This window comes from Kamptonema formosum PCC 10802 (genome assembly GCF_000332335.1).
GTDB lineage: Bacteria > Cyanobacteriota > Cyanobacteriia > Cyanobacteriales > Oscillatoriaceae > Oscillatoria.
Genome location: NZ_KB235948.1, coordinates 2,007,628 through 2,026,659 on the forward strand (window position 1 = coordinate 2,007,628; position 19,032 = coordinate 2,026,659).

The 19,032-nt window shown below is 54.8% G+C and carries 17 protein-coding genes and 1 pseudogene; 11 read left to right on the forward strand and 7 right to left on the reverse strand.

What is annotated here, in order from left to right:
• The 3 genes from OSC10802_RS39265 to OSC10802_RS54195 form a co-directional block, all read left to right on the forward strand.
• Positions 1-1,241: WD40 repeat domain-containing protein (locus tag OSC10802_RS39265; RefSeq protein WP_255349126.1), on the forward strand; the 1,241-nt coding region annotated here is incomplete at its 5' end.
• 160 nt (positions 1,242-1,401) lie between these two features.
• Complete coding sequence (locus OSC10802_RS54185; RefSeq protein ID WP_063711958.1) at positions 1,402-1,626, forward strand: WD40 repeat domain-containing protein; 225 nt, start codon at positions 1,402-1,404, stop codon at positions 1,624-1,626.
• A gap of 154 nt (positions 1,627-1,780) precedes the next feature.
• Positions 1,781-2,056, forward strand: coding sequence for a WD40 repeat domain-containing protein (locus OSC10802_RS54195; RefSeq protein ID WP_063711959.1), 276 nt, complete (start codon positions 1,781-1,783; stop codon positions 2,054-2,056).
• Positions 2,057-2,532: 476 nt separating this feature from the next.
• Here OSC10802_RS54195 and OSC10802_RS0108625 read toward each other — a convergent pair whose 3' ends face one another.
• Positions 2,533-2,982 carry a hypothetical protein gene (locus tag OSC10802_RS0108625; protein WP_017716385.1) on the reverse strand — a complete coding sequence of 150 codons (450 nt, stop codon included), beginning with the start codon at positions 2,980-2,982 and terminating at the stop codon, positions 2,533-2,535.
• 62 nt (positions 2,983-3,044) lie between these two features.
• On the opposite strand from OSC10802_RS0108625, the gene OSC10802_RS49210 reads away from it, so the two are divergent.
• Positions 3,045-3,263 carry a hypothetical protein gene (locus tag OSC10802_RS49210; protein WP_155967462.1) on the forward strand — a complete coding sequence of 73 codons (219 nt, stop codon included), beginning with the start codon at positions 3,045-3,047 and terminating at the stop codon, positions 3,261-3,263.
• 162 nt (positions 3,264-3,425) lie between these two features.
• Here OSC10802_RS49210 and OSC10802_RS0108630 read toward each other — a convergent pair whose 3' ends face one another.
• A complete protein-coding gene (locus OSC10802_RS0108630) occupies positions 3,426-4,886 on the reverse strand; it encodes a phosphoglucomutase/phosphomannomutase family protein (protein WP_232731651.1) in 1,461 nt (486 codons plus the stop codon).
• A gap of 933 nt (positions 4,887-5,819) precedes the next feature.
• Here OSC10802_RS0108630 and OSC10802_RS39275 point away from each other — a divergent pair.
• The 4 genes from OSC10802_RS39275 (at position 5,820) to OSC10802_RS0108655 (ending at position 10,096) form a co-directional block, all read left to right on the forward strand.
• A complete protein-coding gene (locus OSC10802_RS39275) occupies positions 5,820-6,854 on the forward strand; it encodes a calcium-binding protein (protein WP_017716388.1) in 1,035 nt (344 codons plus the stop codon).
• A 446-nt stretch (positions 6,855-7,300) separates the two neighbouring features.
• Entirely contained in the window at positions 7,301-7,921 is a 621-nt protein-coding gene (tmk, locus tag OSC10802_RS0108645) for a dTMP kinase (RefSeq protein ID WP_026098306.1), read from the forward strand.
• A 504-nt stretch (positions 7,922-8,425) separates the two neighbouring features.
• Complete coding sequence (gene holB / locus OSC10802_RS0108650; protein ID WP_017716390.1) at positions 8,426-9,409, forward strand: DNA polymerase III subunit delta'; 984 nt, start codon at positions 8,426-8,428, stop codon at positions 9,407-9,409.
• A gap of 162 nt (positions 9,410-9,571) precedes the next feature.
• Positions 9,572-10,096: an SH3 domain-containing protein gene (locus OSC10802_RS0108655; RefSeq protein WP_017716391.1), complete on the forward strand. Its 525-nt coding sequence runs from the start codon at positions 9,572-9,574 to the stop codon at positions 10,094-10,096.
• A gap of 98 nt (positions 10,097-10,194) precedes the next feature.
• On the opposite strand, the gene OSC10802_RS0108660 is transcribed toward OSC10802_RS0108655, so the two are convergent.
• Positions 10,195-10,701: a hypothetical protein gene (locus tag OSC10802_RS0108660; RefSeq protein WP_017716392.1), complete on the reverse strand. Its 507-nt coding sequence runs from the start codon at positions 10,699-10,701 to the stop codon at positions 10,195-10,197.
• Between the two features lie 481 nt (positions 10,702-11,182).
• Between OSC10802_RS0108660 and OSC10802_RS0108665 the strand changes: the two genes are divergently transcribed.
• Positions 11,183-11,896, forward strand: coding sequence for a hypothetical protein (locus OSC10802_RS0108665; RefSeq protein ID WP_017716393.1), 714 nt, complete (start codon positions 11,183-11,185; stop codon positions 11,894-11,896).
• Positions 11,897-12,504: 608 nt separating this feature from the next.
• Here OSC10802_RS0108665 and OSC10802_RS49220 read toward each other — a convergent pair.
• Entirely contained in the window at positions 12,505-12,681 is a 177-nt protein-coding gene (locus tag OSC10802_RS49220) for a hypothetical protein (RefSeq protein ID WP_155967464.1), read from the reverse strand.
• Positions 12,682-13,131: 450 nt separating this feature from the next.
• On the reverse strand, positions 13,132-13,863 hold the full coding sequence (locus tag OSC10802_RS49225; protein ID WP_017716396.1) for a hypothetical protein: 732 nt from the start codon (positions 13,861-13,863) through the stop codon (positions 13,132-13,134).
• 45 nt (positions 13,864-13,908) lie between these two features.
• On the opposite strand from OSC10802_RS49225, the gene OSC10802_RS54200 reads away from it, so the two are divergent.
• Positions 13,909-14,076, forward strand: coding sequence for a hypothetical protein (locus OSC10802_RS54200; RefSeq protein WP_155967465.1), 168 nt, complete (start codon positions 13,909-13,911; stop codon positions 14,074-14,076).
• A gap of 160 nt (positions 14,077-14,236) precedes the next feature.
• Positions 14,237-15,883, forward strand: coding sequence for a hypothetical protein (locus OSC10802_RS0108685; protein WP_017716397.1), 1,647 nt, complete (start codon positions 14,237-14,239; stop codon positions 15,881-15,883).
• A 127-nt stretch (positions 15,884-16,010) separates the two neighbouring features.
• Here OSC10802_RS0108685 and OSC10802_RS0108690 read toward each other — a convergent pair whose 3' ends face one another.
• Both OSC10802_RS0108690 and OSC10802_RS52700 read right to left on the reverse strand, forming a co-directional pair.
• Entirely contained in the window at positions 16,011-17,027 is a 1,017-nt protein-coding gene (locus tag OSC10802_RS0108690) for a GNAT family N-acetyltransferase (RefSeq protein WP_017716398.1), read from the reverse strand.
• Between the two features lie 344 nt (positions 17,028-17,371).
• Positions 17,372-19,032 (reverse strand): annotated as a pseudogene (locus OSC10802_RS52700) (hypothetical protein); the annotation flags it as partial.

Sequence of the window (19,032 nt, forward strand, 5' to 3'; positions counted from 1 at the left end):
CCCTGAAAATCTGGGACTTGAATAGCGGCGAGCCGGTGCGGACACTCACCGGGCATACCGGCTGGGTACAAGCAGTCGCCATCACCCCCGACGGGCAAAAGGCGATTTCCGCTTCAGCGGATAACACCCTGAAAATCTGGGACTTGAATACCGGCGAGCCGGTGCTGACTCTCACCGGGCATACCGGCTCGGTAGTTGCAGTGGCCATCACCCCCGACGGGCAAAAGGCGGTTTCCATTTCATGGCCTAAAACCCTGACAATCTGGGACTTGAATAGGGGCAAGCCGGTGCGGACTCTCACCGAGGATATCTGGGGGGTAAATGCAGTCGCCATCACCCCCGACGGGCAAAAGGCGGTTGCTTCATCGGATAAAATCCTGACAATCTGGGACTTAAATAGGGGCAAGCCGGTGCGGACACTCACCGGGCATACCGGCTCGGTAGAAGCAGTCGCCATCACCCCCGACGGGCAAAAGGCGGTTTCCGCTTCCGAGGATAACACCCTGAAAATCTGGGACTTGAATAGCGGCGAGCCGCTGCTGACACTCACCGGGTATACCAACGAGGTAAAAGCAGTCGCCATCACCCCCGACGGGCAACAGGCGGTTTCCGCTTCATCGGATGGCACCCTGAAAATCTGGGACTTGAATAGGGGCAAGCCGGTGCGGACTCTCACCCAGGATATCTGGGAGCTAAGTGCAGTCGCCATCACCCCCGACGGGCAAAAGGCGGTTTCCGCTTCAAGGGATCGCACCCTGACAATCTCGGATTTGAAGAAGGGCAAGCCGGTGCGGACTCTCACCGGGCATACCGGCGCGGTAAATGCCGTCGCCATCACCCCCGACGGGCAAAAGGCGGTTTCCGCTTCATCGGATGGCACCCTGAAAATCTGGGACTTGAATAGGGGCAAGCCGGTGCGGACTCTCACCCAGGATATCTGGGAGCTAAGTGCAGTCGCCATCACCCCCGACGGGCAAAAGGCGGTTTCCGCTTCATGGGATAAAACCCTGAAAATCTGGGACTTGAATAGCGGCGAGCCGGTGCGGACACTCACCGGGCATACCGGCTGGGTAAATGCCGTCGCCATCACCCCCGACGGGCAAAAGACGGTTTCCGCTTTCGAGGATAACACCCTGAAAATCTGGGACTTGAATAGCGGCGAGCCGCGGGTGACACTCACCGGGTATACCAACGAGTCTGCGAAAGTAGCCATCTCTCCTGACGGGCAACAGGCGGTTTGAGCTTCATGGGATGGCACCCTGAAAATGTGGGACTTGAATAGGGGCAAGCGGGTGTGGACTCTCACCCAGGATATCTGGGAGCTAAGGGCAGTGGCCATCACCCCTGACGGGCAAAAGGTGGTTTGAGCTTCAAGGGATCGCACCCTGACAATGATAGGATTTGAAGAAGGGCAAGCGGGAGGGGACTCTCACTGGGCATACCGGTGCGGTAAATGCGGTTGCCATCACCCTCGACGGGCAAAAGGTGGTTTATGTTTCATGGGATGGCACCTTGAAAATATGGGACTTGAATAGGGGCAAGGGGGTGGGGACTCTCACCCAGGATATCTGGGAGCTAAGTGCAGTTGCCATCACCCCCGACGGGCAAAAGGTGGTTTACGCTTAAGGGGATAAAACCCTGAAAATATGGGACTTGAATAGCGGCGAGGGGGTGGGGACACTCACCGGGCATACCGGTATGGGTAAATGCGGTCGCCATCACCCCCGACGGGCAAAAGGCGGTTTCCGCTTCATGGGATAAAACCCTGAAAATCTGGGACTTGAATAGCGGCAAGCCGGTGCGGACACTCACCGGGCATACCGACGAGGTAAATGCCGTCGCCATCACCCCCGACGGGCAAAAGGCGGTTTCCGCTTCAGAGGATAACACCCTGAAACTCTGGGACTTGAATACCGGCAAGGAGATGGCTACTTTCACCGGCGAGTATCCGTTCAATTGCTGTGCTGTCGCGGCGGATGGGGTGACAGTGGTGGCGGGCGATAATTCGGGGCGGGTGCATTTCCTGCGGTTGGAGGGGGGCGCAACAGGGATTTGAACGCCGGCACACGATCGGATTGCAGCTGTTGGCGGGCGTGCGGGCAATCTGGGTGTGGTGGCGCTGGGGAAACCGGGGCGCTGCTCAGAGCCGGTTTCCTTTTGGGGAATAGGGGGGAAATTTTAGAAGGGGGAGTGCAACGCTAAAGTCCCTGGCGATTGAAATCGCGGCTATACAGACGAAGCCCGCCTTCGCGGGCTTAAGAGAAGAGGGAGGCTCTCAAAATCTGCATATATATAATGTGTTGTGCCGGCGGCTTCACCCGATACAGGATGCCGGGGGTTTGTAGGGGCGGGGGAGTCGTTTACCCCACCCCCAAGTTTCCTCGTTCCCAGCTCAAGCCCGGAGGAGGAAAAACCGCGCAACTTGTGAGAGTCTCGCTCTACTCTTAGCCCGCGAAGGCGGGCTTTGTCTGTATAGCCGCGATTTCCAATCGCCAGGAACCCCGGCTAATCGCCGACGAACTAGCTGTAGGTCTAACCCTCAAAATCTGCATATATATAATGTGTTGCGTCGGCGGCTTCACCCGATACAGGATGCCGGTGATTTGTAGGGGCGGGTTCGCCCGCAATCTTTGCCACAACATGCCGAATATCAATAAACCCGCCCCCACCAAAGCCATCTCTTTCTCCCCCTCCCCGCACGCGGGGAGGGGGTTGGGGTGCCGGGTTCATCCCTGGAATCTCCAAAGCCGAAATCTTTGCCACAACATGCCGGTGCTCAATCAACCCGCCCCCACCAAAGCCATCTCTTTCTCCCCCTCCCCGCACGCGCGGAGGGGGTTGGGGGGTGGGGTTCATCCCTGGAATCTCCAAAGCCCAAATCTTTGCCACAACATGCCGGTGCTCAATCAACCCGCCCCACCAAAGCCACAAACTGAATGCGCGGCGATTGTCGGGGAAGGAAGATGATGGAATGTGGCCCATTCCTGACCTTATATGGCCGCACCTTTTCCATTATTCTCAGGATAACACAAATCCGGAAATCTGTGCAATTTTTGCCAAAATTTCTGTCACACACAACCGGCACACTTAGAACCGGCTGCAGACGAGCCGGTGGGGCTAAAGCCCAACTACAAACCTTGCTCTACTGTGGGGGAGTTGGTAGGGCTAAAGCCCAACTACGAACCTTGCTCTACTGTGGGGGAGCCGGTGGGGCTAAAGCCCAACTACAAACCTTGCTCTACTGCGTGAGCCGGTGGGGCTAAAGCCCAACTACAAACCTTGCTCTAGTGTGGATGAGTGCCCCACCCTACTATTGCAGTCTCTTACGCAGCGACCTCAATTGTGGTGCCGGTTACTGAGTATAGACGTAGGGCAGGCGAGACGCCTGCCCTTCAGTGGCTAATGCTATATTAAAACCCAACCCCCTAAAATCGATTCGCCCAGTCTTTTGCCCAAGCCAGGGTTTCATGCACCCGCTTCAAATTAGCCGCCTCACAATATAACCGCAACACCGGCTCAGTACCGCTAAACCGAATCAGCAGCCAAGAACCATCCCCCAACCTAAACTTATACCCATCCACCGGATTGCAATCCACCACCGGCACACCGGCAATTTCCTGCAGCGGAGCCTTTTGCAACTCTTCCAGCAAACGAGAGCGCACCTCCATACTCCCCAGCGGCAAATCAATTCGGTCATACGCCGCATTAAACCCCGTTTCCCCCTGCAACCGGCTGTAAATCTCCCCCAAATCCTCCCCAGATTCCACAACTGCTTCCAGCAAATACAGCGCCGACAGCAAGGCATCCCGTTCCGGAATGTGAGTCCCATACCCAATCCCGCCAGACTCCTCACCGCCCACCAGCACCGGCACCTCTAGCATCCGGTCTGCAATATACTTGTACCCAATCGGCGTTTCAAACACCGGCAGTCCGTACAGCGCCGCCACCTTCGGAATTAAATCCGAACCGCTCACCGTCTTCACCACTTCCCCGCTTAGCCCCCGCCGTTTCGCCAAATGTTCCAGCAAAATCGGAATTAAAATTTGCGAGCTCAGGAAATTGCCGGTGCTGTCCACCGCCGCAATTCGGTCGCTATCCCCATCAAACACGAACCCTGTCGCTATACCGGCACCCAGCGCCCTCTTGTGCGCCCGCATCACCCGGAACAGCTGCGACAGGTATTTCGGTAACGGTTCCGGGGCGCACCCACCAAACAGCGGGTCCCGCTCACTGTTGATTTCGCGCACCGGCACCCCCAACAGCTGGCTGAGCCCGCCGGCTGCCGCGCCGTGCATCACATCCGCAAACACCGCCACCTTCCCTCCCTCTACCGCCTCGCGAATCCGCGAAATATCCACCATTCCCCGCAGCCCCTGACAGTACGATGGCCACGGATTGAATGCCTTCAGGGTTCCCGGTGTCCCAGATGCCGGTGCTTTCCCATCCAACTTCGCTTCAATTTTCTTGGTCACCTCCGGGGAAACTGACCCGCCAAAATACCCCTTGACTTTCAACCCCAAGTATGCTGCGGGGTTGTGACTCGCCGTCATGACAATTGCGCCCAGGGCGTTATGCTGCTTAGCTGCCCAGCTGAACGCCGGTGTGGGGGCGTAAGTTTCCGACAGCAGCACGTCAAAACCAGCCGCTCGCACCGCCTCCGCCGCCACAGCTGCGAACTCTTCGGCCAGAAAGCGCCGGTCATAGCCCACGATAACTGTACGGCTAGAAGTGATCTCGCCATAGAGCTCCGCCAAAACTGCCGCCGCCACCGGCGCAACCAACGCCACGCGCTCAAACGTGAAATCTGCCGCAATCACGCCGCGCCAGCCATCCGTACCAAACTTAATCGGGTTAACACTCACCGGCATAGAGGTTTGTTGAACCATGAGGAAATCTGCCTTTTTCAATCCCACACACAGGATTGAGCAGACAAAAATCTTTTCCCCGCCGCTTCCTGCAACTACTATATTGCCTCAGGCTGCTTCCTCCTGCCACCGGCGCGGCAGCCAAATTCGAGCCGACACCAGCCCACCGCACAAAAATTAGTTTGGTGTTTTTATTGACAAAATGGCAAAAGTGTGCTAATAGCCTTAGCCGAACAGGAGAAAGAAATGAGTCAAGATGCGAGCGCCGGTGAGGTAGAGCTGACAGAGTGTAAAGTAGGGGCCGGTGCACCAACACCCCAAGTTCCCAGTGATAGAGCAATAAACAGTAAGTTTAGGACACTGGAATACGAAGTATAGACGTAGGGCAGGCGTTCCCTCTGTGCCCTCAATATCTCTGAGACAGGCGTTAGCGCAGCGGCGCAAGCGCTCAAGAGCGCGACGCCTGTCCTATGTCCTAACCTAAGTGGCTACTGATATAGCAGCAATCATATTGGTTAGAACAATAGAAGCTTCGGGAGCTCTGGAGCAAGGGAGGCCGGAGTAGGTTTCCTAAATGCTTACTGTTATATAGACGTAGGGCAGGCGTCCGCCGAGCCTGAAGGTCTAATGTTCTAACCTAAGTGCATACTGCTATATATCTTATATAAACCCGCTCCCCACCTTTGACATCCTAACCTTTCCCCACACAAAATTTAGACGGATGGAGCTGCTACACTTCTGTTAGATAGCGCTTATAAATGCTTAGTGAAACCTCGGGGGGCTAAAAATCAGGCGGTTCAAATAAACCGTGTTTCTCTCCTGACCGCACTCAAATATAAAGCCTTAGAAAAGGCTGAAAAACAAGCTAAAAATAGGGCCACATAAAGCCCGATAGATTTTGCTGTAATCTGGGTATATTCACCTTGTTGTTGTTAGTGGAGCAGCAAATCGGATATGGCAAACCTGATTGGAAATGCGAGCAGTAACGCCTTCTCAGGGACTGAAGGAGCCGATATAATGTTAGGGCTGGGAGGAGACGATACGCTCTTCGGTCTTCCAGGGAATGACCAGTTATTTGGCAACGCCGGCAAAGATCAGCTTTTCGGGGACACCGGCAGCGACACAGCAGCCGGCGGTGCGGGGGATGACACTGTGTTTGGGGGGGATGGGGGGGACGCCCTCTATGGAAATATAGGGAATGACCAGGTATTCGGCAATGCCGGTGTCGATCAACTGTTCGGGGGAGACGGCAATGACACGCTGTGGGGCGGTCGAGACAGTGACACGCTTTTGGGTGAGGCCGGTGAAGACACTCTCTATGGGGATGCGGGTGACGACGAGTTATTTGGCAATGAAGGGATCGATCGACTGTTCGGGGGGAACGGCAACGACACGCTGCGGGGCGGTCGCGAAGCGGACAGCCTGTTTGGGGAAGCGGATAATGACGTTTTGTTTGGGGATATAGGGGACGACATTGTTAATGGTAACAGAGGGAATGATTCACTGTTCGGGGGAGAGGGCAACGACTCGATTCGGGGCGGTAACGGCGATGACACGCTGATTGGGGGCGAAGGTGATGACTACCTTTTGGGTGAGTTTGGTTCAGATACCGTGACCGGCGGTGCCGGCACAGATACATTTGTCCTGTCAGTGGGTACCGGCCCGGATTTTATCATAGATTACTTGGACCAGTCCGACTATATTGGCTTAGGTGATGGATTGACCTTCGACCAGATACAGATAGAGCAAGGCTTTAATTTGGTGGACGAGAACTTATTGAGCCGGTTTACCATCATTAATGGCCCTGATGGCAAACTTTTGGCCATATTGGCGAGTGTTTCCGATCCGACTCTCCTCACAGTAGACGATTTTAAGGTCATTGGTGACACCGGCCTGGGTTCAGAGGGATTGCCCACTGACACGCTTGCCGGTGGCAGCGATACCGTGACCGGTGGCCTGAGTGGCACGTCCAGCCAAACTACCCTCTAGCCCTGCAGTGGCGTTTGCCCTCCAGGGGGTGCCGGCGTGATAAGCTGTTGCGCATTTAATTTTTGCTATCCATCTCTATCCCTCGTTCCCAGCCTCAGGCTGGGAACGCGCCTCGGTCGGCTCTGCCTCCTTTCTAAAATAAGCATATTAAAAGCGTAACACCATATTATATCACGCCCGGTTGCGCCGGTGCAAATTAAAATTGAAGCCGAGGGCGACAGCAATTATAGCAGCAGTCATATTGGTTAGAACAATAGAAGCTTCGGGAGCTCTGGAGCAAGGGAGGCCGGAATGTAGGTTTCCTAAATGCTTACTGCTCTATAGACGTAGGGGGGGCGTCCGCCGAGCCTGAAGGTCTAATGTTCTAACCGAAGTGCATACTGCTATAATCTCCAACGCAATGTTAAGTTAGGAATTCACCGGATTTGAGACAAGAGGCCTTTGGCGTGGGCGGAAAACTGATTGTATTTGAAGGGGTGGAAGGGTGTGGCAAAACCACGCAGTTAAACCGATTGCAGCAGTGGCTGCAACCGCTGCCGGTGGCGGTCACCAGGCAGCCTGGGGGTACGGAACTGGGCGTGCGCCTGCGCCGGCTGCTCTTGGATGAGGGTGCCGGCTGCCAGATTCAGGATCGGGCAGAATTATTCTTGTATGCTGCCGACCGAGCCCAGCACGTTGAGGAGTTCCTCAAGCCCCAACTGGCTGCCGGTGCGATTGTTTTGTGCGATCGCTACACGGATTCCACTGTAGCTTACCAGGGGTACGGACGGGGGCTGGATCTGGCGGAGGTCGAACAGCTCAACCAAATCGCTACCGGCGGGCTGGAAAGCGATTTAACCCTGTGGTTAGATATAGATGTGGGGGTCGGTTTGGCCAGAACGCGCCGGCGGGGCGCAGCTGACCGCATGGAACAAGCGGATCTGGCGTTCCACCGGCGCGTCGCGCAAGGCTACGCCGCCCTAGCTCTAGCCCACCCCCAGCGGATTGTGCGAGTGGATGCCAGTCCCAGTGAGGTGATGGTCGCGGAGCGGATTCAGACAATTGTCCGCCAGCATCTGGCATGTTAGGGGTTAGGGGTTAGGGGTTTATACCAATTTTAGATTTTAGATTTTGGATTGGGGATTGAGGAGAGACTGTTGGCGAATTGATAGGGGGTCTGACCCCACCCCTAACCCCTCCCCGTTAACGGGGAGGGGAGCTTTCGAGAGAACCTTTCGTCCCCCCCTTTCCTCGTCTTTCCTCGAAAAAAACCGCGCTTTGGAGTGAGAATCTTGCTTTAGCCCGCGTAGGCGGGCTTCGTCTGTATAGCTGCGATTTCAATCGCCTGGAACCTGGCCAACTAGCCTGAGGTCTAACTCCTCAGGCATTCGCCAACAGAGTCTTGAGGATTGGGGATTGATAATTTTGCGATGATGCGATGATGCGATGATGCCCCATGCGATGATGCCCCATGCGATGATGCCCCATGCGCCATGCGATGATGCGCCATGCGATGATGCGCCATGCGCCATGCGCCATGCGCCGCGCCCCGCGCCCCACGCCCTATATATAATTAATCAAACCTAATTTATATGAATTTTTTTGCGGAACTGATAGGGCAAGAGCGGGCGGTGGAGTTGCTGACTCAGGCCGTGGCTTTAAACCGCATCGCACCGGCATATTTGTTTGCCGGTGCTGAGGGTGTGGGGAGGAGTTTGGCGGCGAGGTGCTTTATCGAGCAGCTGTTCTGTGCCGGTGCGCCAGCGCCCCAAGCAGGCAAAGGGAAAGGAACGATAGAGTCTGTACAAAATCGGGTGCGGCAGGGGAACCACCCAGACGTGCTGTGGGTGGAGCCGACTTACCTGCACCAGGGGAAGCGACTGTCTGCCAAAGAAGCGGCGGCGGCGGGGGTGAAGCGCAGGGCACCGCCGCAAATTCGGCTGGACCAGGTGCGGGAAATTGGCCAATTTCTCAGCTTGCCCCCGCTGCAAGCGCCGCGAAAAGTCGTCGCCGTCGAGCGCGCGGAGACGATGGCGGAGGCGGCGGCGAATGGATTGCTCAAAACGCTGGAGGAACCGGGCAATGCGACGCTGATTTTGATCGCCCCCAGTGCCGAATCCCTGCTGCCGACGCTGGTGTCCCGCTGCCAGCGGATTCCATTCTACCGCCTGACGCCAGAGGCGATGGCCCAGGTGTTGCGGCGAGCCGGTTGCCAGGAGATCGTGGGGAACGAGCCGGTGATGGCAATCGCCCAGGGGAGTCCCGGAGAGGCGATCGCAGCAATGCAGCAACTGCAAGCGATTCCCCAGGAACTGCTGCAAAAGGTGAGGCAAATGCCGCGCTCGCTCCGACAGGCTCTCGAACTAGCCAGAGAGATTGACAAAACCCTGGATGCGGAAGCGCAGCTGTGGTTGGTGGAATACCTGCAGCACTGCTACTGGCAGCAGCAACAAAAGGCGGGGGCGATTAATAAATTGCCCATAGATCAGCTGGAGCGGGCGCGTCAATATTTGCTGAGTTACGCCCAGCCGCGATTAGTCTGGGAGTGCACACTTATGGCAATGTGTCCAGCCTAGACCTGCCGGGAAGACGCGCTGGCAGGCGCTATATCTGAAGTTGCTGCCAGTTGGCACTCAGGCTCTTCCGTATATTACCGGAGGATTTTTGAAAAAATTTCCTGAACTCTATGTAATCTCCCTGAAATCCCGGAGTGTCGAAACTAACCTAACAGCACAGCAATGACAGTAAGGTTCCATTTTCTTACAGATACCTTCCTCAAGCAAAGCACAGTCCAGCACTCTGCCGGATTCGCAGAAGCAGAAGATTCTTCAAGGAACCACCCTTGTTTTTCTGGCTTATCAATTTTTGGCAGGAAAACGGCGATCAAAATCCAGCCGGTTATTTTTGCTGCCCTCGCTGCCTCCACCGCTCTGATTTTTGCTACAGGGCAGCCGGCTCGCGCTAACTATTCCGGAGCCACAGATGTGTCCTATTGCTCGACTACCTTGCGGGCTAGCAATCCAAAATCAAAAATTTGGGTTCGCCAAGGCCCGGGCCAGAATTACAAAATCCAGCATTACGGCCTTTCCGGCGATTTGGTCGATATCTTCCGAGAAACTCCTGGCGGCAATCCCGAACAGTGGGCAGTCAGACAAGACAGTCAGGGCTATTCTTGGTACAAAGTCGGATTTCGCCAGAGTCGGGCGACCGGCTGGGTTCGTGCAGACTTACTGACATTTCCGCCGGTCGAGTGCAGGAACTAATGGCAAGCGTCTTTTTCTTCCCCTTCCCATAACAGTTCGCCCCGGACATAGCGCCGGGGCTTTCTTTTTTCGTGGCGGCAGCGCCCGGTCGCTCTGGATTAGGACGCTTTGGTGACAGTTAGCTTCACCCTGTAGGCTGCCGGTTTAATCTCCCCACCCGCTAGGGGATACGGCTGAACGTCCAGCAATTGAATTGCATAATTACCGCCAAAGGTTTGAGTGGCTAACTTTGGATCTCCCGGATCGAGGGTCAAGATAGTCTCACCCAAATCTTGGTTGTTTTGGACAATCTTGACCGCTATCGAAATCCTGCCAGCTGTGATGCAGCGGGCGTTGGCGGGGCAGCGGGAGTCTGCCACCACTCGGAGGAACCAGACTTTTATTTTTTCTGCATTGAGGTTAGCTTGCTGGTTGATTTTTAACTGAAACTCTTCGCCCAGTTTAATGCTGGCTTTGCTGCGGGCTACCTCAACAGAAGCCGGCTTATTCCCTGCAAGCTGTGCTGGGTAAACTCTCGCACTCGCCGGCAGGTTGATCGCTAGACCGGCAGTCGCGATGGCCAATCCAGCAGCCGCCAGCCCTGTCCCCAAATTCTTCAATTTCACAGTCCTAACTCCTGAACTTCCATGAAACGACCAATCGCTCCACCTCAACAGGAGGAGGCACAGGCAGAAAGAAGCCTAGCCTAACTGCCAGACCGAGCGAAGTGGCTAAATATTTAAAGTCGAACAATCAGCGCTGCGGGTTCCTCAACTCCCCTACAAGTGCGTCACGTTTTGTACTTGAAAGCAGCGGTTGAAAAGCAGCAACTCATGGCAGTGCCTGATTTTCTGGGGCGGCGCTCGCCGGCACTGCTAGTGATATCTATAGTATAGCGCGGCAATAACCTTTGTGTAAATTTCAGAGTCCCGGTTTAAATAACCCGGTGGCTGGGCCAAGGGCGGTTGCGCAAATCATTTACAGCTGCTATATAATATCTCTAAGAGCGGTTGAGAGCGCTTTTCGGTAACTTCACCGCTCAACTCAACAACTCGGCGCACCGGAATCTGTTCCGGCAGCTCACAGGTGCGCCCCTCAGAGGATCTTATGAAACAACTTTACATCGCTTTTTGTGCCGCAATTTTATGGCTGCCTTCCGTGTGCGCTCGCGCCACCACCTACGTTAACCCGACTGGCAGCACTTCTTTGGTGCTGGCCGAAACCAATAACAAAGCTGGTGGGTATTATCACACAACCGCTGGCGGGCGCAATTTTTTAGGAGACATTACCATCACGCGAGCCGAGGGAGCGGCAGGATCTTACTACTACACCGGCACATTTCGCGACCGAACAATTGGACCCGGTTCGCCAATGAGCTGCTCCGGGGACATTACAATTGTCAGGCGGGCTGTGGGGCGGAGTGCCACACTGGGAGCGGAGGTGACTTGGAAGGTCAAAGGAGGAGAAAACTGCCCCTCTGCCGGTAAAACCTTTAAAGTAAGTCTAGTAGAGCCCCTCCCGCGCCCAGATGCTAAAGGAGATTACACACCCCAGAATGCCAATACATGGGTGACGGAAACTTCTGGCACCGGCACTTGGCCAAAGTGGCGCGTCACTTCGGCGGACGGAAAGCTTAACTGCCGGCAGACGCCCAATGGAACCATTAAACAAGTGTACCGCAGTCAAGATACGGTTGTGCCAGAATTGCGTCAAGTCAATGCGATTGAACTTTCGGGCGGCTCTCCTTGGATGCGGACGAATAAAAACTGCTACGTCCGCGCTAATTCCAGCTACATTGAGCCAATTTCCCTGCCCGAATAATCCCACGCCCTGATGCTGCCGGCCCATCCCTCAAGGCTTCCCCCCCCACAAAATATCTGAGCGCACGCCTATTATATCATCTCCGCTCAATGGCCGGCAATTAACTTTTCTATCCCTCTCCCACTTTCTTTTCCCTTCTTGGCGTCCTTGGCGCTCTGCACTGCGGGAAGCCGAGAAAGCGCGGGCGGTTAATTATCACCCGTATTGTAAGCGGACAAACCGGATTGCTTTAGATTATAGGGGCAGGCACGAGAGCCTGCCCCTGATTTATTACTGCTTCCAAAGAAGGCAAAACCTGCCCCAGTCAAGTAGAAAGGGTGTATACTGGTGGGGAAGTTTAGCTGCCCACCCATCAATGAGCGACGATTTGGTGTTTTTGCTAGCCGGCACCGGCATCCTGACTCTCTATCTCGTCTTTTCCGCTATGACGGAGATGGGCACGAAATGGCCCTGGCGAAAATAAGCCGGTGGCTTACTGTACCGGTCACTTCTTCTGCGTGGTGAAAACGCGAACCATAACCAAGACTGTCAAACTCAGATAGCCAAAGACGACAAACCAGTCCAGCCAATTCCCAGAAGTTGCGCTCAGTGTGTCCATGCTTTTAAGTTCAGAGAGGTTGACCCAAAAATAGCATGTCAGTGCCTGGAAGCTCAAGAGTTGAGAGGCTTCTCTGATTGCTCTGCTTCCTGCTGCTTCTGGCATGGCTCGTTTCACTTTCCTGTTCCTCGTTTTGGCTGTTACCCGTCAGCTCATTACTCCCCTCGCGAATTATAGCCGCAGTCATATTGGTTAAGACATTAATGACATGGCTTATGGGGCTCATGCGTATCGAGCTCATGCGCATGGGGTAAGTAGGGGCGGGTTCACCCAAGATGTCTCTGGGTTTTACCAGATGTTAGTAAACCCGCCCCTACCAGCAATGCCCAATACCTCATGCGATGATGCCTATGTACTAACCTAAGTGCATACTGCTATAACTATCGGTTAGGGAGGGCGCGAGTTGCAGGTTATATAGCGGTTATCATATCAGTTCGGTACATTTTTCTTGAGGCGTTCCGCTGTGTTGTAGCGTGTTTAGTCTCCTCCGGGGCTTCGGAGAGATATCTTGGGTGAATTCGCCCCTACCGCAAACGATTTCGTTAAACGGTTTCGTTTTGAACCGGCAGACCTCATCCAACTCCAGTTTCTTAAAAAAACCGGAGTTCTCGGGCGTACTTCATCCAACGAAGAACTGCTATATAATGTTCCCCTTGGGAAGACTGCCGGCTGATTCGTACAGACTGCCGGCTGATTCGTACAGACTGCCGGCTGATTCGTACAGACTGCCGGCTGATTCGTACAGACTGCCGGCTGATTCGTACAGACTGCCGGCTGATTCGTACAGACTGCCGGCTGATTCGTACAGATTGCCGGCTGATTCGTACAGACTGCCGGCACTGCCGTACAGACTGCCGGCACCGCCGTACAGTGCCGGTTCCGCCGTACAGATTGCCGGTTCTGTCGGAAAGACTGCCGGTTCTGTCGGAAAGACTGCCGGTTCTGCCGGAAAGACTGCCGGTTCTGCCGGAAAGACTGCCGGTTCTATCGGAAAGACTGCCGGTTCTATCGGAAAGACTGCCGGTTCTGCCGGAAAGACTGCCGGTTCTGCCGGAAAGACTGCCGGTTCTGCCGGAAAGACTGCCGGTTCTGCCGGAAAGACTGCCGGTTCTGCCGGAAAGACTGCCGGTTCTGTCGGAAAGACTGCCGGTTCTGCCGGAAAGACTGCCGGTTCTGTCGGAAAGACTGCCGGTTCTGCCGGAAAGACTGCCGGTTCTGTCGGAAAGACTGCCGGACTTACAAAATTGGGATGCTCCCTGGGCCTTCGCGCCTGCCGGTCTGCTAATTTTAAGTTCTGGCAGTAGCCACTTAGGGAACGGAGATTAATGGCCCCGGGCGCATGGCCCTGAGCGCATGGCCCTGGACGCATGGCCCTGGGCGCATGGCCCTGGGTGCATGGGGAGGACTCATAGCAATGCCCCATCGCCCACCGGCCAATGCCCAATGCCCTAAACTTACTGTTTATTGCTATATCACCCGGATGTGTGACTTTTTGTTAAGGAGTTGGGCCCGGTGCGCCGCCGTGCTGGTTGAGGTCGAACACCGGCGCGGCGCTCTCAGGAGGCCGGTGGGGGAAATGTAAATTTTTGTTAAACTTATGTCACAGGTCAAGGAAACCGTCGTAAGATAAAAGCCAAGGGTTCCCTTGCTACTGCATTGCAGGCCTAGGGGCCAAAATGGCGTAAAGTAAAAACCACAGCAAAAAATGCTGTGGACAAAAAAAGAAAATTTAGACAATTATTATGACACAGAAACGGACTTCCTCGCAAACTACTTCACAGACAGGCTCCAAGGGTAGCTTTCGTTACAGCCGCTCGCTGAGTGCCCAGAAAATAGCCCAAGCGCAGGACACAGCGGTCAAAGGACGCGAGAGCTTTAATACGGTCAACGATATCCTCTTGGAGTGGGGGCAAGAACTGCTCAAGTGGCAGCGGGACTTGAAAGGCACCTTCAACAGCTGGGTGGGCCACTACTTTCCGGACGGGCGCAAAGAAGCCAAGCAGGCAATGGCCATCGCGGGCTTGATGAATCGCCTGCCCCAGCATGTAAATGAGATGATGGGATGGAACCGCTCAGCTCTGGCAGCTTTGAGCAAACTGAGCGACGAGCAAGTCGTGGAGGTGCTGCAATCGGGGATGAAGTGGACAGTCAAGGCGATTAAGGAACTGAAGCGCAGCCTGAAAACAGGGGAACCGAATAAGCTATCGTGCGCCACAGAAGAGGACTGGCAGCGGCTGGTGTGGGACAATTACAAAGTCGAAGAGAGCGAAAGAAACAGCATGCGGGAGTGGGCCAGAAATCTGGCGCAGTCGGATGCCGGTGAGGGAGAGACGGAAAAAGAAGTGAAGGTGGGCCACATTGAAGCGACGGTGGATCACTACAAAAAGGTTCTGGTGCCTGTGTTTTCGCACCGGCGGACTGGCAAATCGGGCGCTGCGCCGATTTCGATGAAAGATTACGGCGAGATGACGCGGACGCAGGAGCGGCATCTGGAGCTGATCAGGCAGCTCAAAGAAGAGAAGTTTCAGCTGCAGCAGGAGGACAAGGAGCGGGATCGGAAGTCGCTGGAGTGGGCGCGGCAGGAAGTTGACCAATTATGGCAGCGGAAAATGGCATTGGTGCAGGCGCAGTTGCGGCGAGTGGAAGAGGAGAGGAACCAGCTGGCTTTGGAGAAGGAAGCGCTGGCAGCGGAAATTGCTTCTATGAAAGCGAGCGCTACGGAAAATGTGGCCCGGGAGAGCGAAAGTGGGGTTCGGCTGGAGGGGGCTGTGGTGGTGCCGGCGGTGGAAGAGGAGGAGCGACAGTTACTTGTGGCCCAACTGCGGCGCTCGGAAGAGGAAAAGGAGCAGCTGATTGGGGAGAAGGAAGCGCTGGAAGGGGAGAGGGAGCAGCTAATTGGGGAGAAGGAAGCGCTGGAAGGGGAGAGGGAGCAGCTAATTGGGGAGAAGGAAGCGCTGGAAGGGGAGAGGGAGCGGCTGATTGGGGAGAAGGAAGCGCTGGAAGGGGAGAGGGAGCAGCTAATTGGGGAGAAGGAAGCGCTGGAAGGGGAAATTGCTTCTATGAAAGCGAGTGCCGGCACCGATTCCGATGGGGATGCCGGTGTGGACAAAAACATAGAGGTAGATCCGCAAGAGGTAGAGGAGGTGGCGGCTTGTTTCGAGATGGTGTTCGGCGAGCGAGCGGTGAGAAAGCTGCATGTGAGCGAAGTTCTCTCATCGCTGGAAAAACCTGTTCTGGAAACGCTGCAGCTGTTGGTAGAGGGTTTGCGCCGGCAGGCTAAATTTTTCCAGCCGTATGGCAGCGGCAACGTCCGACAGCCAGCGCCTAAATTTGAGGATGATTTTGCCTTTGACGAGTGCCAGATCCCGCCTGACTGGGAGCCGGCGTGAGGTAAATCAGGCAAGTGAGGGAGAGGCGCTCTCTCACTTGCATGAGAGACTCGGGCTTTCCCACCCCGGTTTGGGGGGATGGTAGGGCACGGGGGGGATGGTAGCGCCCCGCACCCGCTAGGGCTTTTTAACCGAGCACCGGCATCTTGAAAACCGGCATGCCATCGGGAGTTCTGACCATTTTGCCGTCTGAATTGCGCTCGACGTCGCAAAAGACACAGTTGCCGCCGGCATCGCGTTTGAGGTGGATTTTACCTGAGACGAGTTCGTAAGCTGGGGGGTGGAATTGAGGGATGCTTTGATGTTCGACAATTTGATTGTGTTCGTCGCGCAGTGGGGGGCAGGTGACTAAGTTGCCGGTGGAGTCAAACACCCAGTCATTGGTTTGCGGATCTCGCACTGGGGTGGGGTAAACGGGCAAGCCGATGGATGTTTTGAGGAGTTCTCCGGCAACACTGGCAATGGGGGCGAGAAAGACGGGTTCGCCGTGGGGGTTGCGAACGAGGGAGTTGGAATCGGGCTGGCGCAAGGGGATGGCGCTGGGTGCCGGTGGAATAATTTCTCCTAATTCTGGGTGTGGGGGGTGCAAGCTTGGCAATTGTGCCGATGCGGGGATATGGTAGTGGCGGGTGTATTGCACGGCGGCTTTGGTGAAACCGGCACGTTGCAGTAGGGCTTGGATGCCGGTTTGATCGGCGGCAACTAAGATGTCAATATCGGTGACTTTCATTTTTTCCCCGTATTGGATGCCGGCATCAGCGAGGAGTTTTATTGCTTCCGGGTGCCGGTGTTCTGGTTTGACGTACAGCCCTAAAACGGAACCGACGCGGCGGGGTTGAAAGGGATTTTCCAGTTCGTGTTGCTGGGTGAGGTTTTCGGGGAGGTTGGGGGGTGGGGCTTCGTTGTAGAAGTAGATGAACAAGCAGCCGACAATGTTTCGCTGCTCAGGTGTTTCCCTGTATTCTAATACATAGCATAAAGAAAGGGGTTTGTCAAGCAGGTGGGCGACGTATTTTTCAAAGTCGAAGTTAGGTTTAATCAGCATGGAGGGATCTGCGGATTCCCTTTCTTGGGCAAAGGCTGCCATCAGGGGGGCGATTGCTTTGGCATCTTCAAGGTTAGCGAGCCGGTGGGTGTATGGCATGGTTTTAGGTTGTGGGGTTTATTGCGGCTGTTTGCTGAGGAAGGCGGGTTGAATTGAGAGATTTCTATTGCTTTTGGGGCTTCATGCGCTTTCAGGGAACTGGACGCCCCGCTCTCGCTCACTCGAATAGCGCGCCTCACTCTTATATTACAAGTTTAGCAGGTTGAGAGCCGGTGTCATGGGAGATATGGCGAACTCATGAAAGTGAGAGAAACGGGGGAAAAGAGTGCCGGTGCCAATTCTCGCGCCGGGGGGTTCAACTGGAAGCTAAAGCCAAAGGTTCGTAGTTGGGCTAAAGCCCAAAGGTTCGTAGTTGGGCTAAAGCCCAAAGGTTCGTAGTTGGGCTAATGCCCAAAGGTTCGTAGTTGGGCTAAAGCCCTACCGGCTTGCTGCATAGCAATATCAACTTCTATTTTAACAGATTCCAGCTGTTGAATGGCTTGGCGGGCAGCTAGTTGCTGCCAGTACAGTAGCAAGAAACGAGCTGTTTGCAAATCCCGGTGTTTTGCGGCTCCTTTTTCCTGAATAGCTGTCACCTCAGACTGCATTTCTGGGAAACCCTGTGCGGTTGCACCGGCAACTTGCAGTTGAGATTGTTCTGGGGCGTTTTGCGGATTCAGACTTTCTGTCTGTTGCGGCTGAATTAGCGCCAAAGTAACACCTGCAGCTTGGCGCACCATCTCCTGACTGTTTCTGGTATTTTCCATAAATTCCGCATCCCATAAAAGTGTGGCACTCTGCTGTAGGGCGCGTGCCAAGGTTTCTAAAGCTTGGCGGTTTTGTGCCGCTATTGCAGCTTGCGAAAGATACTGATTCTTTTGGGCGAGGGGGGGTGAGTCTGTCACCCAACTCCAAATTTCTCCCTGTCTCCCGCAGGCGTTTCGCTGATACCCAACGACTTGCCAGAGGTGGGGATTGATAGCGGTTGCAAGTGCTGCGTATTGCTGTCGTTGCGCCTCAAAAAGCTCTGCCTTTTGCCGGATGCTTTGCAACCGCTGCAACTGGTGCGCTGCTGCATTTTGCCAAAGTGCGGCGAGGGGCTGCAAACTGTCATACCCACTGGAAAACACCGGTATCAGTGAGATGTTTGCCTGCATCCAGTTTAGTTCAGCTAAAGGAATTTGCTCTTCCATTTCATTCCATGCCTTTTGAATTTCTGACTCTAGGGCGGTTTGGTGCTGCCCGAGTTCCGCCAAAAGTTGGTCGAGTTCTTTTTGCAGCCCTTGAAGGGATTGCAGTCGCTGCTGTTCAATTTGAGAGGGGCTGACATCCGAGGCGACACTTTCAGCCGGATGCTGTAGCACTTGGGGAGCAATCGCTGCTAAGGTGCTGGCTTCCTGATATTTCTGGAAAGCCTGAGAAATTTTATGGGCTACTGAGGGCTCGAAGTCAGTCAGTTTCAGCTGTGCCAAGCTCAAAGCAGCTAAAGTTTGCCATTCCTGGGAGAGGGTTTGTTGGGGATTTGGCACTTCTGTAGCAACAGGGTTTGGCTCAACCGGCAATTGAGTTATGTCAATTTCTGCCACAGGTGCCGGTGCCGGCTCAACCGGCAATTCAGCTATGATAACTTCTGGCGCAACGGGTGCCGGCTCAACCGGCAATTGAGTTATCACAACTTCTGGCACAACAGGATTTGGCTCAACCGGCAATTCAGCTATGATAACTTCTGGCGCAACAGGATTTGGCTCAACCGGCAATTGAGCGATGGCAATTTCTGCTGCAACGGGTGCCGGCTCAACCGGCAATTCAGCTATGATAACTTCTGGCACAACAGGATTTGGCTCAACCGGCAATTCAGCTATGGCAATTTCTGCTGCAACGGGTGCCGGCTCAACCGGCAATTCAGCTATGATAACTTCTGACGCAACAGGATTTGGCTCAACCGGCAATTGAGCGATGGCAATTTCTGCTGCAACGGGTGCCGGCTCAACCGGCAATTCAGCTATGATAACTTCTGGCACAACAGGATTTGGCTCAACCGGCAATTCAGCTATGGCAATTTCTG

What these genes read in the sequence shown, in the direction of transcription:
- OSC10802_RS0108625 (WP_017716385.1), bottom strand. Translation starts at nt 2,982, where the DNA reads ATGGGCCACATTCCATCATCTTCCTTCCCCGACAATCGCCGCGCATTC.
- OSC10802_RS0108630 (WP_232731651.1), bottom strand. Translation starts at nt 4,886, where the DNA reads ATGGTTCAACAAACCTCTATGCCGGTGAGTGTTAACCCGATTAAGTTT.
- OSC10802_RS39275 (WP_017716388.1), top strand. Translation starts at nt 5,820, where the DNA reads ATGGCAAACCTGATTGGAAATGCGAGCAGTAACGCCTTCTCAGGGACT.
- holB (WP_017716390.1), top strand. Translation starts at nt 8,426, where the DNA reads ATGAATTTTTTTGCGGAACTGATAGGGCAAGAGCGGGCGGTGGAGTTG.
- OSC10802_RS0108655 (WP_017716391.1), top strand. Translation starts at nt 9,572, where the DNA reads ATGACAGTAAGGTTCCATTTTCTTACAGATACCTTCCTCAAGCAAAGC.
- OSC10802_RS0108665 (WP_017716393.1), top strand. Translation starts at nt 11,183, where the DNA reads ATGAAACAACTTTACATCGCTTTTTGTGCCGCAATTTTATGGCTGCCT.
- OSC10802_RS49220 (WP_155967464.1), bottom strand. Translation starts at nt 12,681, where the DNA reads ATGACTGCGGCTATAATTCGCGAGGGGAGTAATGAGCTGACGGGTAAC.
- OSC10802_RS49225 (WP_017716396.1), bottom strand. Translation starts at nt 13,863, where the DNA reads ATGCGTCCAGGGCCATGCGCTCAGGGCCATGCGCCCGGGGCCATTAAT.
- OSC10802_RS54200 (WP_155967465.1), top strand. Translation starts at nt 13,909, where the DNA reads ATGCCCCATCGCCCACCGGCCAATGCCCAATGCCCTAAACTTACTGTT.
- OSC10802_RS0108685 (WP_017716397.1), top strand. Translation starts at nt 14,237, where the DNA reads ATGACACAGAAACGGACTTCCTCGCAAACTACTTCACAGACAGGCTCC.
- OSC10802_RS0108690 (WP_017716398.1), bottom strand. Translation starts at nt 17,027, where the DNA reads ATGCCATACACCCACCGGCTCGCTAACCTTGAAGATGCCAAAGCAATC.